We start from the raw sequence: 14502 nt of genomic DNA on the forward strand, positions 1-14502 counted from the left end.
CCCATGCGTCTCAAAAAAGAAGGCCAGCGGTCATAAATAAAAATAATTGTGCCCATTACTTCCCAAAAAGCTTGTCAACGGTAACAAATAGCTACTTTAACTCCTTAGCAAGTGCGCGGCCTGCCTGTCTTCCCGTAAACAAACAGCCCCCGACAAAGGTACCTTCTAAAGAACGGTAACCGTGTATGCCGCCGCCGCCAAATCCACTAACCTCTCCAGCAGCATATAAGCCTAGGATAGGATTTCCTTTACTGTCTAAGACCCTGCCAGATAAATCAGTTTGCAGTCCGCCTAGCGTCTTACGACTGACAATATTTAACCGAACGGCAATTAGTGGACCCATTTTGGGATCAAGAATTTTGTGTGGAGGAGCCACCCTAATTAATTTGTCACCCAGATAATGACGTGCCCCACGCATCGCTGTTATTTGGAGGTCCTTGGTAAACTTATTATCAATTTCTCGGTCTCGTGCCACAATCACCCGCTTAATTTCGTCAACATCTAGGAATTGCTCACCGCTTATTTTGTTCATTCCTGCGACAAGTTCACTGACCGTTTTAGCGATGACAAAATCCTCACCTTTATCCATAAAAGCTTGGACAGGGGCTGTTGGGCCTGGGAGGACCCTGGCTAACACTTGTTTAATACTTTTTCCTGTTAAGTCAGGATTTTGCTCAGACCCTGATAGTGCGAATTCTTTTTCGATAATTTTCTGTGTTAGGATAAACCATGAATAATCGTAGCCTGACTTCATGATCGCCTCGAGTGTCCCTAGTGTATCAAAGCCAGGAAAGTTTGGTGCAGGAAAGCGCCTTCCTTTAGCATCAAGCCAAAGGGAGGAGGGACCTGGAAGAATTCGAATACCATGCATCGGCCAAACAGGATCCCAATTTTTAATTCCTTCCGTGTAGTGCCACATTCGATCTCGATTCACGATGCGGCCGCCGGCTTTTTCTGTAATCGCCAGCATTCTGCCATCCACATGCTCAGGTACTCCGGAAATCATTCGTTTCGGAGCCTTCCCGAGTCGAGATGGCCAGTTTTTTCGAATTAAATCATGATTTCCGCCAATACCGCCACTTGTTACCAGGACTGCTTGCGAGTTGAATTCAAATTCACCCACAACTTCACGCGAACTTGCTTCTCCACGAGCGGCAGAACTTGCAATAAGAAGATCTCCACGGACACCAGTAACCGCTCCATTTTCTGTTATTAATTCATTTACCCGGTGGCGTGGCCGGTAATCAACAAGGCCCTTCTCCAAGGCTTTACGAACCTTCTCTTCAAAAGGTTTGACAAGTCCCGGTCCAGTCCCCCAGACGATGTGAAAACGGGGCACTGAATTGCCATGACCCTCAGCGGTGTAGCCGCCGCGCTCTGCCCAGCCCACAACAGGAAAGAAACGAACACCCATTTCATATAGCCATTGGCGTTTTTCACCCGCTGCAAATTCTACATAAGCCTCCGCCCACTTTTTCCCCCAGTAATCCTCGTCGTCCTCGCGATCATAGCCTGCTGATCCTAACCAATCCTGCCAAGCGAGCTCACGAGAATCTTTGATCCCCATTCTTCTTTGTTCAGGTGAATCGACAAGGAATAAACCCCCAAAAGACCACCAAGCTTGTCCACCAAGAGACGCTTCCGGTTCTTGGTCTAACAGAAGAACCCTTTTACCAGCATCTGCTAATTCAGCCGTTGCCACTAATCCGGCCAGCCCGGCACCAACCACAATTACATCATATTTCAAAAACCTTCCCCCATTTCACGAAACATCATCAACTCGGACTCAGCACCAGTATATATATTATCTGAAAAATCAATATTTTTAATTATAGCATGATTCTTCCTTGTATTGGGATTTTTTAAGGTTATATTAAAATGATGTCAGGTATAGAACTAGTATGATTCGAATATTGTAACGGTATAGTTTCACTACTATTGTTGAATAATATGTTCAAAATGATAGGGGTGTCTTTTTGTGTTGAAAAAAACAACATTGATGGTATGTGGTGTGTTCACCATGCTTGCTTGTTTTTCTTTTAAAGGCCAAGCAGAGGAACTACCAAGGTTATCAACAGAATGCCTTGAAAAAATGAAAAACCGTGATATTCAATATAATCAAGCACTAATGAAAGATATTATTTCTAACCTAGATTTGGATATTGACGACCAAAGTTACATTGAGGTGCAAGATAAATCTTTAGATGCAGCGAATCTTATTTATGGTGGAAGAGAAATAGATGAATATTACCAGTCATTGCACAAACAATTTATTGTCGCATCCCGAGGGAAACCGACCTTGTATATTAAACCGGGTATTGCCTATGTCCTTTATAAACAGCCCAATAATATGGATGTTGCCGTGCACTTAAAACTTTCTAATTATGAATGGGTGGTTGTTGAAAAGAAGAAAAAAGAAGGAAACGCCATTCCATACAAGCTGTTAAAATGTGAAAGGGAATATCTAAAGGAAAAGAGAGATTTTTCGAATAAGGATTAATCCATTTGCTGGCCGCTTCTTTCTATTGATATTTTGTCCATTGTTCGCAATCATTATTTTCCCGCTATTATCCAATTATAATCCCTTCGCTGCTGAACCAAAATAAGATGGTTCACTCATTCAAAGTAAAGGGGTTGGTTGGAGTTTGAAATGGCATAAAACGATACTCTCCATGATCCAGCAGCGGCAGGATAAAAAAGTCGCACTTGCTGTGGATACTTCTACGAATGAAGCACCGGTTATACTCATTAATAACATAGTCAAACTGTTTGAACAGCTAAAACCGGACACGATTTTGGTTCAAGCAGATTTTAAAATTAGAAGCATTTCCCCTGTCAAGAGCGATACAATAAAATACCAAACACATGGGAAATCTTCCTATACATTAGTGCTTGAGTGGGCAAAAGAAGAAAACATTGACACGCTATTTTATATAACAGATGTCACTGGCTTCTTTTCTGAAGATATGGAAAAAGTGGATTTTGAGCTGTTTTGGCTTGTACCGGGGGTATTCTTACCACGAGTACCATTTGGAAAAGCGATAAAAGTTGCATAGGCAATTCATCCCTCACGAGAGTGGGGGATATTTTTTGGCCAAAAATAGAAGGATAGTTGGATTGAAAGGGAGAATAGAGTTAGACTAGAATGATAGTAAGCAAAGAAAGTGAAGGGTAGAATTAAATGATAATTAAAGAGGTTGATTTACAAAATAGTAATCTAGTAAGGGAGTTATATGAACTCCAACAGGCTTCCTACCTCATTGAGGCTAAATTAATCAATTTTTATGAGATTCCTCCACTGATGGAAACGATAGATGACTTAAAAAAGAGTAATGAAACCTTTTTGGGTTATTTTGAGGGGGATGTCCTTAAGGGGGCAAGTTCTTTTACCATTGATGGGGAAGAATTATCCATATGCCGGATGATTGTTCATCCCGAATATTTTCGTAAAGGAATTGGTCAACAATTATTGACGGAGATTGAGGTTCGTAATCGAAATATAACTAGTTTTCATGTATCAACTGGTAAAGAGAACTTGCCGGCAAAAAGTCTATATTTAAAAAATGGATATAGATTTAAAGAAGATATAGAGATAGTACCAGGATTATTTATAAGTAATTTTGAAAAAGACAGCGCGAAATAGAAAAGTTGAGTCAAAGATATAGCTAATTGTTACTTAATGGACAATAAAAAACACCATCCTATGAGAGTGGTGTTTTTCTAATGTCCTATACAGAATTGAATAACCAGCCAAACATTCAAACCAAGGATAATCATGGCGAATACGGTGGAAAGAACAGTGGTTATTCGTTTATTTGTTAATACTCCCATAATGTCTTTTCTTCGTGTGAAATAAATCAAGGCAATGACGGGAAATGGCAAGACAATACTAAGAATTACCTGGCTGATAATCAGTGTTTGAGTTGGATCAACGCCGATAGCTACAATAATGACAGTTGGCAGCATCGTAATCAAACGACGGATCCATAATGGAATACTAAAACCAACAAATCCTTGCATAATCACTTGACCAGCCATTGTCCCAACTACTGAACTTGAAATGCCTGAAGCAAGTAATGAGATCAAGAAAACACTGGCCGCGGCAGAACCAAGTAAAGGTGTTAAGGTATGATACGCTGTTGTTAAGTCAGCGATATGACTCTGACCAGATGAATGAAAAACTGACGCTGCCATATACATCATGGCCAGATTAACGAAGCCTGCAAGGGCCATCGCAATGAAAATTTCTTTTGTACTGAAATTTTGGATTTTTAGTCTTTCCGAATCATTTCTTGGGACAATTCTACGTTGAGTTAAGCTTGAATGTAAATAGATTGCATGCGGCATCACAGTGGCTCCGATGACTCCAACAGCAAGCATAATACTTTGGCTATTACCAAGCCATGGAACGACACTATGATAAGCAATTTGTGAAAAATCGGGTCTAGAAAAAATCGTTTCTACTAGATAACATAACCCGATTAAAAGGGCAAATGCTGCGATAAACTTTTCCAATGGGCGGAAGCCAAATCTTTCAAGCAGTAAAATCAAATAGGTAACGACCCCGGTGATAATCGTCGCAAACAACATAGGAATACCGGCTAGTAAATGTAATGCAAGTGTCGCTCCTAGAAATTCAGCTAAATCGGTTGCCATAGCCGCAAGCTCAGAAATAACCCACATGATAATCGTAAGCCATTTTGGCATATGGTCACGGCAAAGTTCTGGTAAACTCTTCCCTGTGGCAATACCAATTTTGGCAGACATATTTTGTAATAGCATCGCCATTAAATTGGCTAAGACAATGACCCAAAGCATTTTATATCCATAGTGAGCCCCACTTTGTATGTTAGTTGCAAAATTTCCTGGATCTATATAAGCGATGGAAGCAATGAAGGCAGGTCCAATAAACGGTAATATTGCCCGAAGACCTTTTACATTTCCATTTATGGCATCTCTTGCAGCCGAGACAATTCGTTGTTCTGCTTCTCGAGCTCGCTCCACATCAAGTGAATTTGGCAGATTCATAAGACACCATCCTTTTCTCGTTGTTTCTTTCCTTAAAGCAATAGTTGTTCGCGAATGAACAAAAGTTTCCTTCATGCAACATTTATATATTTATTATAATGAATTTACAAAAATTTGTGTATATATTTGCGTAAAATTTAATTTAAGTAGTAAGAGAAAGGATTCATGATTACATAAAATTTGGGTAGTATAAGAGGAAATGATTTAGGCACCCAGTGAGGGATCACATCTATGGCTTTTACTTTTTATTTGTTCATCAGCTGGTTAATGGTCGGATTGGTTATTTTGAATCAAAGAATTAGCAGGAAGAGAATCCGCGAGGTATCCTTCCTTGTCTTCCTTTCCTGTTTAATCAATACCCATGCTTATTTAGGGCTATTTGAAACCAATCATTGGATTAAATTAACAACTAGCCCTAAATTGTTTATTGCTTTTCTCCTTTTTCGCAGTGTTTTTATCCCGTTCTTTTTGACCTTTTTTACACTGGAAATTTTTAATTCCACTATAAGAAAGAAGTGGATTCTAATACTCGTATACAGTCTGCTTGTTTTGGGTCTTGATATCCTAGGCTGCCACAGCCATTTATATAGTTTTAAAAAGTGGAATTACTTTTGTACCTTAATTTATTATTTACTTTTTTGGGTATTGGTAATGACGGCCTTTAAGTGGTTCAGGGAATTAAGCGAGAAGGGGGTAAAAAGAGAAGATGATGTGGGTAGATAAGGCATTTGATCGCAACGATTACTTTGTTATTGCCATTGTCATTGTTTCTTGGCTTATCTTTTTTATCATGCCAAAAGTGTTTTCGAAACAAGTAACTGTTCTGATTTTTCTCTATACGGTAACAGCCGCTGGTGTTTTTGATAATTCTATTGGAGCAGTACCGTTTGATTTTTATGATATTATGGATGGTCCTGCCTATTCGGGTATGGATGTGATTGTTTACTTATTGTACCCGCCCTTTGGTTACTTTTTTCTTTATCTTTATCATAAATTTAAAGTAGGGGGCTGCTATATTCTACTTTTTATTTCACTATGGACTGCTGCAGCAATAACAATTGAATGGGTTTACAATAAAATGGGGGTTTTTCATTATAAAAATGGAAATAACATATTTTACTCGATTTGTACTTATCTAGTCGTTCAATCTCTCTTGGTTGTGTATTATCATATGATAAAAGAAAATCAATTGGAAAAACAAAACTAGCATATTTGTTCTAGTTTTGTTTTTGTCATGGTACTATCATTCTGTCTCAAAATGTTCGCTTGAACTATTCTGTTATTAAGGCTACAGTAGAATGATAGAACACGATTAAGAAGGTGGGAATCTTGGAAAAAAGATATTTTACGATTGGGATGGCTGGGCATATTGACCATGGGAAAACATCTTTAACGAAAGCCCTGACAAATATTGATACCGATCGTCTAAAAGAGGAGAAAGAACGGCAAATCTCGATTGAATTAGGATTTGCTCCATTATATGAAGACGATGAAATCCAAATTTCCGTCATTGATGTACCAGGGCACGAACGATTTATCCGCCAAATGATTGCTGGAGTTGCCGGAATTGATTTAGTCGTGCTTGTTGTGGCAGCAGATGAAGGCGTGATGCCGCAAACAAGAGAACACCTCGATATTTTAAAATTCCTGGGAGTTAAAAATGGTATCGTTGCTATCTCAAAAATTGACCGCGTCGACGATGAGTTTATTGAACTTGTCAAAGATGATATTTTAGGTGAGTTGACCGGGACTGTTTTTGAAGACGCTCCGTTTGTTTTAATTGATAGTTTGTCGATGAAAGGAATCGACGATATAAAAGAACTGATTATAAAAACGTTAAAGGGACTTGAAATGCGCGATGCCAAAGGAGCTTTTCGTCTCCCCATCGATCAGGTGTTTACCGTTAAAGGTCAAGGGACAGTCGTTCGGGGGACCGTCTACGAAGGAACCGTGGAAGAAGGACAAGCACTTAAAATAATGCCGGTGGGAATTGAAGTAAAAGCTAGGCAAATCCAAGTTCATCATAAAGCAGCTGCAAAGGCATATGCAGGACAAAGGGCGGCCATTAATCTTTCAAATGTGTCTAAGGAAGACCTGGAACGGGGCGATGTGCTGGTTTCCTCTGAACATTTTATTGTAACAAAAACAGTCGATGTTGCCGTTCGCATGGTTGAGGATCTTGAACATATAGTTAAGCAGCGGATGCCAATCAAGCTTCACCTTGGCACGGCTGAAGTGATGGGACGAATTGTCTTTTTTGACCGAAATGAGATCAAAGAAGAAAATGGAGAAATTCTTTGTCAGCTGCGGCTTGAGGAAGAAATTCTTACGAAACGTGGTGACCGCTTTATTTTACGAAGACCAAGTCCGCAAGAAACAATCGGCGGCGGCTGGGTAATTGATCCACGTGGAAATAAGTATCGCTTTGGCAACCAGACGATCGAAGAACTCGAGAAGAAAAAAGTCGGAACACCTAAAGAACGGATTACGGCTGCATTAGTGGAAGCTAAAAGCCTGCCTTTAACGGAATTGATTAAACGGACGGCACTTGATGAAACGACCTTAACCGATCATTTAATGGATTCTGAATTTGTTTTATATAATGGTAAAGAATATACATTGCAGTTAATCATTCATTCCATTGAAGAAGATATCTTTGATCGACTGCAGGAATTCCATCTGGCCTATCCTATGAAGGCAGGAGTAAATAAAGCCGAGTTATTGCAGACCATGCAAAATAGGTTTCCTAAATCGTTGCTTGATTTTGTAGTCGAACATGGAATCGCGAATGGAATCTTTAAGCGAAAGGGACAATATGTTTCTATACCTGACTTTGTACCCCATGTTCCAAAAAGCTGGGCAAAGCGAACTGAAAATCTCCTTATTGACTTAAAAAAGGATGCCCTAAAGGTGAAGTACTTAAAAGATTATATTTCCAATGCGGGCATTCCGGAGACAATAGAATTCGATTTAAAAAGATTCCTTGAAGAGCAGGAATTAATTGTCCAATTGGATGAGCAATTTGCCTACCACGGAGATGTATTTAAGGAAGCTGTTGAAAAACTTCGCAGTCAAACAGGGGCGGAATTTGAAGTGGGCGATGCCAAGGATGTTCTGGAGATGTCAAGAAAGTACATGATCCCATTTTTAGAAAGATTAGATGCAAAGAAATTAACCAAACGCATTGAGAATAAACGCGTTTGGATAAGCTAACAATGGCAAAGCCTCATTTCCGTTGTGGGAAATGAGGCTTTTATTATGATAAAAACTCAGCAGGATTCAATCCAAGTTCACGACAAATGTCAGCAACCATTTGTTTTTCATTGTTGTCAAAATTTCCATCAGCATATCCAATCGCGATACAATAACGGGCAACTAACCGAGCGATTTCGGGCTTCGTTCTTATTTTTCCAAGTGCCCGAAATGCTTCGGCACGTCCCATCATCCGATCATTTTCCATTCTTGAAATGAAGAGGTTGAACTTTTGAATGACTTTAGTTGTATCAAAAACACGTAATTCCTCACTTTGATTTACAAACTCTATCATTTTTTGACGTTCTGACGCGTCTAGATAGCCATCGGCCATAGCGACTAAGGCACAAGCGGCAACGACAGCATCAAGAACATCTTGACTTTTATATCGATTGAATAAATCCTGAGCCTTTCTTTTTTGGGTATTTGCCCATTCCGCATAGTCTGTTTGCGAAGGGGACCAGGAATTGCCACAGCTATTACAATTAAACTTTAATTGGTTTTTACCTATAAATCCACCTAGTAACCCGACCGGACCCAAAATTAGCCCTCCAATAGCGGCCTTTCCTAGCCCGAACCCTTTCTTTCCGGTACTAACATTGGAAGAATGGCAACGGGGACAGATAATATCGTCTCCTCCATATGTCTGACGTCCAGGCGCAGGCGATGGGTAGGTTGACTGTGTTGGATATCCATAGCCCGGCTGCCGATAGGATGATTCCGGTTGAAGATGAATAGGGTTTTGCTGGTTTTGCTGATATGTGTTATAGCTTGTTTGATTTTGTGAATAAGGATTATTTTGATACGTAGTATTTTGTTGAAAATTCGACGGCTGAGATGGGGTGCTTACGGGCGGATCATCCACTGTTACCCCAAAGTTCCGGCATAATGCCGCTAAGCCGCCTTGAAAACCGCTTGCAATGGCATTAAATTTCCATTCACCGTTATGGCGATATAACTCTGCAGCTACAATGGCGGTTTCAACCGTAAAGTCCCTGCCCAGGTTAAATCGTAATAACTCTTCATTGGTCAATTCATTAAAGATTCGGACATAAGAGTCTGACACTTGTCCGAAATTTTGCCGTTTGGCCTGTGCATCATGAATCGTAATGGTAAAAGCAATACGGTGAATATGGGCGGGTACCCTGTTTAAATCAATCCTAATTTGTTCATCATCCCGTACACCCGAACCAATCCGGTTATCCCCGCTATAGATAATGGCATCGTTCCCGCCTGCAGGATTATTATAAAAAACAAAATCTTGATCACTATTTACTTTCCCAGATTCACCCAATAAAAATGCTGAGGCATCTAGGTCAAAATTGGAACCAAGATGGCTCACATTCCAGCCCAAGCCAACCACCACATTTTGCAGCCCAGGATGCGATTTCGTTAAATCAACCTTTTGCCCTTTGCTTAATGTAACTCCCAAATCTTTTCACTCCTCATTCATATAATTGTATGTACATTATAAGTTTATTTTAAAAAAAAGGGAAAACCTCAAGTCTAAAATACTTTATTTTTAAATCGGCCACACATTAAAGGTACGTAATAGGGAATGAAAAGTTTCAAAAAAAGGGGACTAACTTTATTAAAATTAGTCCCATCCACCATATAGATCCTATCAACCTGTCTTTTCTTCTTTTTTCTGTGGACTTGTGTATTCATCTTCCCAAAAGTCTGCATCTTTTATTCCTAGCTTAACAGGATCAAATACAGGATCTTTTCCCTCTTTAAGCTGTCCTTCGTAATCCTTTAGAATTAATAAGGCGGGTTTGGTCAAAAGAAGAATAGCAATTATATTTAGCCACGCCATACTTCCTACCCCAACATCACCTAGTGCCCAAGCAAGTCCAGCCTGTTTCACAGACCCATAAAACACCATAACTAGAATAACAAATTTTAATAAATGTTCTGTCCAAACACGTTTAGTTTTTCTATTAATATAGGTAAGATTTGTTTCTGCCATATAGTAATACGCCATAATGGTGGTAAAAGCAAAGAAAAATAAAGAAACGGCAACAAATGGAGCGCCAAAACCCGGGAATGTAGATTCAACAGCTGCTTGAGTATAACCAGGTCCCGGTTCCATTTTTCCAAGATTATTTACAATTTCCGATTTTCCTTCTGGCGTAACATTATACATCCCCGTAATTAGGATCATAAAAGCGGTAGCGGAACAAACAAATAAGGTATCAACATAGATAGAGAAGGCTTGAACGATGCCTTGTTTGGCAGGATGAGAAACTTCCGCTGCAGCTGCTGCATGCGGTGCCGTACCTTGGCCGGCTTCGTTTGAATAAATGCCGCGCTTTACCCCCCAAGATATGGCTGCGCCTAATATACCTCCGAAGGCAGCATCAGTTCCAAAGGCACTGGTAAAGATGAGTTTTAGTACATTTGGTAACTCTGTAATGTTCAAGAGAGTAATAAGGATGGCAACCACGACATATCCAAGGGCCATAAAGGGAACAACCAATTCTGCTACACGAGCAATCCTTTTTACGCCGCCAAAGATGATGACCGCTAAGATCAAGACTAATATTCCCCCCGTAATCGCAGGACTAATACCAAAAGCGGTTTTAACGCTTGAAGCAATACTATTTGCCTGAACACCAGGTAAAAGGGCTCCTGTCGCAATGACGGTGACAATCGCGAAAAGTACTGCATACCATTTAATTTTTAATCCTTTTTCAATGTAATAGGCAGGACCACCACGAAATTGGCCATGATGTTTCTCTTTAAATACTTGAGCTAAGACGGATTCTACAAAGGCCGAACCTGCACCGAAAAAGGCCATTGCCCACATCCAAAAAACAGCTCCTGGACCTCCAAAGGCAATGGCAGTTGCAACTCCTGCAATGTTTCCCGTTCCCACTCTTCCAGATAAAGCAAGTGATAAAGCCTGAAAGGATGAGATGCCTGCTTCGGATTTATCACCTTTAAACATCAATGGAATAATGTCTTTCATATGCCTGATTTGCAGGAACCTAGTTGAAAGTGTGTAAAACAGTCCTACCCCTAAACATAAATAAATTAATGCCTGGCTCCAGATAATGCCATTAAGCCAATTTACAATCTGTTCCATTAGGTTTCCCCCTTATCTTGTTAATGTTTTTCATTATATAACAGAATAAAAGATTATTGGATTAATAATTAGAATTTTTTAAGCATTCTAAAATAATAGAGAATTTTGTCCTAGGAAATAGTAGGGATAAAAGAACTGGATTATTACCGATAAGATAATGGCACTAATAATTTCCTTTAAGGAAAAGTTAAGGAATGGAGATAATAATAGGCCTATCCAAAAGATTCCGTTTAAAAAGGAGTATGAAAATATGAAAAAATGGATTTTGATCGTAATTGGCGTACTATTAGTTGGCTTTGTCAGTTATCAATGGTATGCCTCAAAAACAAGTGCACAAACATCTTCAGCACAAGTGCGAACGGCTGTTGCTCAAAAAGGAACGCTCAATGTTAAAATCAGTGGTTCTGGAGCAGTTGAAGCCGTTACTAGTGAAGACATTAAATCAATAAGTAATAACGAGGAAATTGATGAAGTGTTGGTGGATAAAGGAGAGCAAGTAAAAGAAGGGGATGAATTGATTACTTTTACAGATGGCAGTGACCCAATTTTAGCTCCTGCTGATGGAATCATTACCTCTCTAGCGGTTGCAGCAGGCGAGCGAGTGGCGTCTGGACAGGTGGTTGCCCATGTATCAAACTACGAGGAATTACAAACAGCTGTCCAAATTGATGAACTTGATATTACTAAATTAAAACAAGGTCAGTCTGTTGATTTAAAAGTAAATGCATTCCCAGACCAAACATTTGCAGGCAAAGTAACAGCCATTGCCGATGAAGGGACATCTTCAAATGGGGTTTCTACTTTTGAAGTGACCATTCATATTGATAAACCAGAAAATCTTAAAGTCGGTATGAGTGTGGAAGCTAGTATTCTGACAGCAAGGAAGGAAAATGCAATTTACGTTCCACTTGATGAGGTTCATACCGCAAATGGAGAAAAATATGTCAATGTCTTCACCTCAGGGTCAACTGATCAAAGTATCGAGACCGAGAAAAAAACGGTCAAAACCGGATTAGCAAATGAAGATTATGTGGAAATAACAGAAGGGCTTTCTGAGGGTCAAACTGTTCAATTACCACAATTAGCTAAAGCAGCCACTTCTAACAATCAAGGTCGAACGATGCAAGGCGTTGGCGGCTTTGGTGGTTTGGGTAACACTGGTGGTATGAACCGTGGAAATGGTGGACGGTTTGGCGGAAGGAGTGGTAACTAATGGGAAAGCCAATTATACAAATCAGTCATCTTATAAAGACCTATAAACTGGGCGGTGAAACAGTTCATGCCTTAAACGATGTTTCCTTAGTGATTGAAAAAGGGGAATTCTTAGCGATTATTGGTCCTTCAGGATCGGGTAAATCTACCTTAATGAATATGATTGGCTGCCTGGATCGGCCTCAGTCAGGTAAATATTTGCTAGATGGTAAGGATGTAGGGAAGATGAATGATAATCAATTAGCCGCCATTCGGAATCAAAAAATAGGTTTTATCTTTCAAAACTTTAACTTATTAACGAAACTAACAGCACTTGAGAATGTGGAATTGCCATTGTTGTATAGTGGTGTCCCGGCAAAGGAACGTCGGGAAAGAGCGTTAGAAGGATTAGGCAAAGTGGGACTAAAGGAGCGAGCAGGCCATTTGCCAACGCAATTATCAGGGGGTCAGCAACAGCGGGTGGCCATTGCCAGAGCCCTTGTAAGTCATCCCACGATTCTGCTTGCTGATGAGCCAACCGGGGCCCTTGATAGCAAGACGAGCAAGGATATATTGCAGCTCATGCAAGAATTGAATGAGAATGGCCACACGATTATATTAATCACCCATGATTTAGCGATTGCTAAACAAGCAAATAGAATGGTCAGCATCCAAGATGGGCAATTACAAGAAGATGGGGGTGAGCTGATTGGGAATCTTGCAATCCATTAAAATGGCTCTTAAAAGTATAAAAGGGAATAAACTGCGGTCCGCACTTACCATGCTTGGAATGATTATTGGGGTTTCATCCGTCATCATCCTCGTATCAATTGCTCAAGGCTCGGCAAAAAATGTAACTAGTCAAATTAATCAATTAGGAACGAATCTACTAACCATAAATACATTTGGAACTGATTTAGCATTAACAGAGGATAAAATTAGTGAACTTAGTAAAGTGAACGGAGTCAAAGCCATCTCACCTGTCGTTTCGGGTCGTGTGAATGTTAAAAAAGATCGAACCACATCACAGGTTACTATGACCGGTACTAATGCTGCATATTCAACCGTTCGGGATACCTCAGTCAGTGCCGGGCGATTTATAACGGACCTTGATCTTGAATATCGGCAAAAAATTGCTGTTATTGGTTCCGATACTGCGACCACTTTCTTTGGTGCAGACAATCCGGTTGGACAATATTTGCAGATTGAGGGTACTTCTTTTAAAGTGGTTGGAGTATTGGCTTCGAAAGGGAGCTCGTTGGGGCAAAGCGGAGACAACGTGGTGATCGTCCCACTAAGCACTGGTCAACGGCTGGTGAAAAGTACAACCATTAATCAAGTGTATTTACAAGGGAAGAGCGAAAATCAAATGGGTATGGTCATGAACGAAGTAGAAAGGGCCATGGCCTCCCTTTATCCCAATAAAAGTGATTCTTATAGTGTGACAAACCAGCAGGATATCATGGATACTATGAGTTCTGTTTCTGATACCATGACGATGATGTTAGGAGGAATTGCCAGCATTTCCTTACTTGTTGGGGGAATCGGCATTATGAATATTATGCTCGTATCTGTTTCAGAACGAACAAGGGAAATTGGAATCCGGAAAGCCATTGGTGCAAAACGACGGGATGTTCTTATTCAATTCTTAATTGAAGCGGTTGTTTTAAGCGGAGCAGGCGGCATCATTGGGATACTAGCTGGGTTAGGCATCGGAAAGTTGATATCAACTCTCTTAAGTCTAAGCGTCTCATTTTCACCGTCGGTCATGCTATTCTCCTTCCTATTTTCATTAATAGTCGGTGTAGTCTTTGGGGTATTCCCAGCAAATAAAGCGTCAAAATTAAATCCAATTCAAGCATTAAGATACGAGTAAAGGTAATATAAAGGCGGAACGCACTATTGCGGCCGCTTTATTTCCTATATAATCAATTGTATGCCTT

13 protein-coding genes are annotated in these 14502 nt (G+C 40.1%); 9 read left to right on the top strand and 4 right to left on the bottom strand.

Annotation, left to right across the window (positions count from 1 at the left end):
• Window positions 1-91: 91 nt before the first annotated feature.
• Entirely contained in the window at window positions 92-1747 is a 1656-nt protein-coding gene (locus tag AC4E8C_RS09800) for an FAD-binding dehydrogenase (RefSeq protein ID WP_490211918.1), read from the bottom strand.
• Window positions 1748-1978: 231 nt separating this feature from the next.
• On the opposite strand from AC4E8C_RS09800, the gene AC4E8C_RS09805 reads away from it, so the two are divergent.
• From AC4E8C_RS09805 to AC4E8C_RS09815, 3 genes are all read left to right on the top strand, one after another.
• Window positions 1979-2500: a hypothetical protein gene (locus tag AC4E8C_RS09805; RefSeq protein ID WP_490211919.1), complete on the top strand. Its 522-nt coding sequence runs from the start codon at window positions 1979-1981 to the stop codon at window positions 2498-2500.
• 172 nt (window positions 2501-2672) lie between these two features.
• Window positions 2673-3056 (top strand): vWA domain-containing protein, encoded by a 384-nt coding sequence (locus tag AC4E8C_RS09810; protein WP_490212519.1) that lies wholly within the window; start codon window positions 2673-2675, stop codon window positions 3054-3056.
• A 125-nt stretch (window positions 3057-3181) separates the two neighbouring features.
• Window positions 3182-3643, top strand: coding sequence for a GNAT family N-acetyltransferase (locus AC4E8C_RS09815; protein ID WP_490211920.1), 462 nt, complete (start codon window positions 3182-3184; stop codon window positions 3641-3643).
• 77 nt (window positions 3644-3720) lie between these two features.
• On the opposite strand, the gene AC4E8C_RS09820 is transcribed toward AC4E8C_RS09815, so the two are convergent.
• Window positions 3721-5028, bottom strand: coding sequence for an Nramp family divalent metal transporter (locus AC4E8C_RS09820; protein WP_490211921.1), 1308 nt, complete (start codon window positions 5026-5028; stop codon window positions 3721-3723).
• Window positions 5029-5259: 231 nt separating this feature from the next.
• On the opposite strand from AC4E8C_RS09820, the gene AC4E8C_RS09825 reads away from it, so the two are divergent.
• The 3 genes from AC4E8C_RS09825 (at window position 5260) to selB (ending at window position 8241) form a co-directional block, all read left to right on the top strand.
• The gene (locus tag AC4E8C_RS09825; RefSeq protein ID WP_490211922.1) at window positions 5260-5751 is read left to right on the top strand and encodes a hypothetical protein; all 492 of its coding nucleotides are present in this window, start codon (window positions 5260-5262) and stop codon (window positions 5749-5751) included.
• A complete protein-coding gene (locus AC4E8C_RS09830; RefSeq protein ID WP_490211923.1) occupies window positions 5735-6235 on the top strand; it encodes a hypothetical protein in 501 nt (166 codons plus the stop codon). Before AC4E8C_RS09825 ends, AC4E8C_RS09830 begins: the two co-directional genes overlap by 17 nt.
• Window positions 6236-6357: 122 nt before the next feature.
• Window positions 6358-8241, top strand: coding sequence for a selenocysteine-specific translation elongation factor (selB, locus tag AC4E8C_RS09835; protein ID WP_490211924.1), 1884 nt, complete (start codon window positions 6358-6360; stop codon window positions 8239-8241).
• Between the two features lie 43 nt (window positions 8242-8284).
• Here selB and AC4E8C_RS09840 read toward each other — a convergent pair whose 3' ends face one another.
• Both AC4E8C_RS09840 and AC4E8C_RS09845 read right to left on the bottom strand, forming a co-directional pair.
• Window positions 8285-9712, bottom strand: coding sequence for a TerD family protein (locus AC4E8C_RS09840; RefSeq protein ID WP_490211925.1), 1428 nt, complete (start codon window positions 9710-9712; stop codon window positions 8285-8287).
• 192 nt (window positions 9713-9904) lie between these two features.
• Window positions 9905-11368, bottom strand: coding sequence for an alanine/glycine:cation symporter family protein (locus AC4E8C_RS09845; protein WP_490211926.1), 1464 nt, complete (start codon window positions 11366-11368; stop codon window positions 9905-9907).
• A 250-nt stretch (window positions 11369-11618) separates the two neighbouring features.
• Between AC4E8C_RS09845 and AC4E8C_RS09850 the strand changes: the two genes are divergently transcribed.
• The 3 genes from AC4E8C_RS09850 to AC4E8C_RS09860 are packed head-to-tail and all read left to right on the top strand — an operon-like array spanning window position 11619 to window position 14435.
• Window positions 11619-12581, top strand: coding sequence for an efflux RND transporter periplasmic adaptor subunit (locus tag AC4E8C_RS09850; protein ID WP_490211927.1), 963 nt, complete (start codon window positions 11619-11621; stop codon window positions 12579-12581).
• Window positions 12581-13291 carry an ABC transporter ATP-binding protein gene (locus tag AC4E8C_RS09855; protein ID WP_490211928.1) on the top strand — a complete coding sequence of 237 codons (711 nt, stop codon included), beginning with the start codon at window positions 12581-12583 and terminating at the stop codon, window positions 13289-13291. The genes AC4E8C_RS09850 and AC4E8C_RS09855 overlap by 1 nt, the downstream gene beginning before the upstream one ends.
• A complete protein-coding gene (locus AC4E8C_RS09860; RefSeq protein WP_490211929.1) occupies window positions 13269-14435 on the top strand; it encodes an ABC transporter permease in 1167 nt (388 codons plus the stop codon). The genes AC4E8C_RS09855 and AC4E8C_RS09860 overlap by 23 nt, the downstream gene beginning before the upstream one ends.
• Window positions 14436-14502 lie beyond the last annotated feature (67 nt).

It is taken from the genome of Neobacillus sp. SRL179, assembly GCF_984799095.1.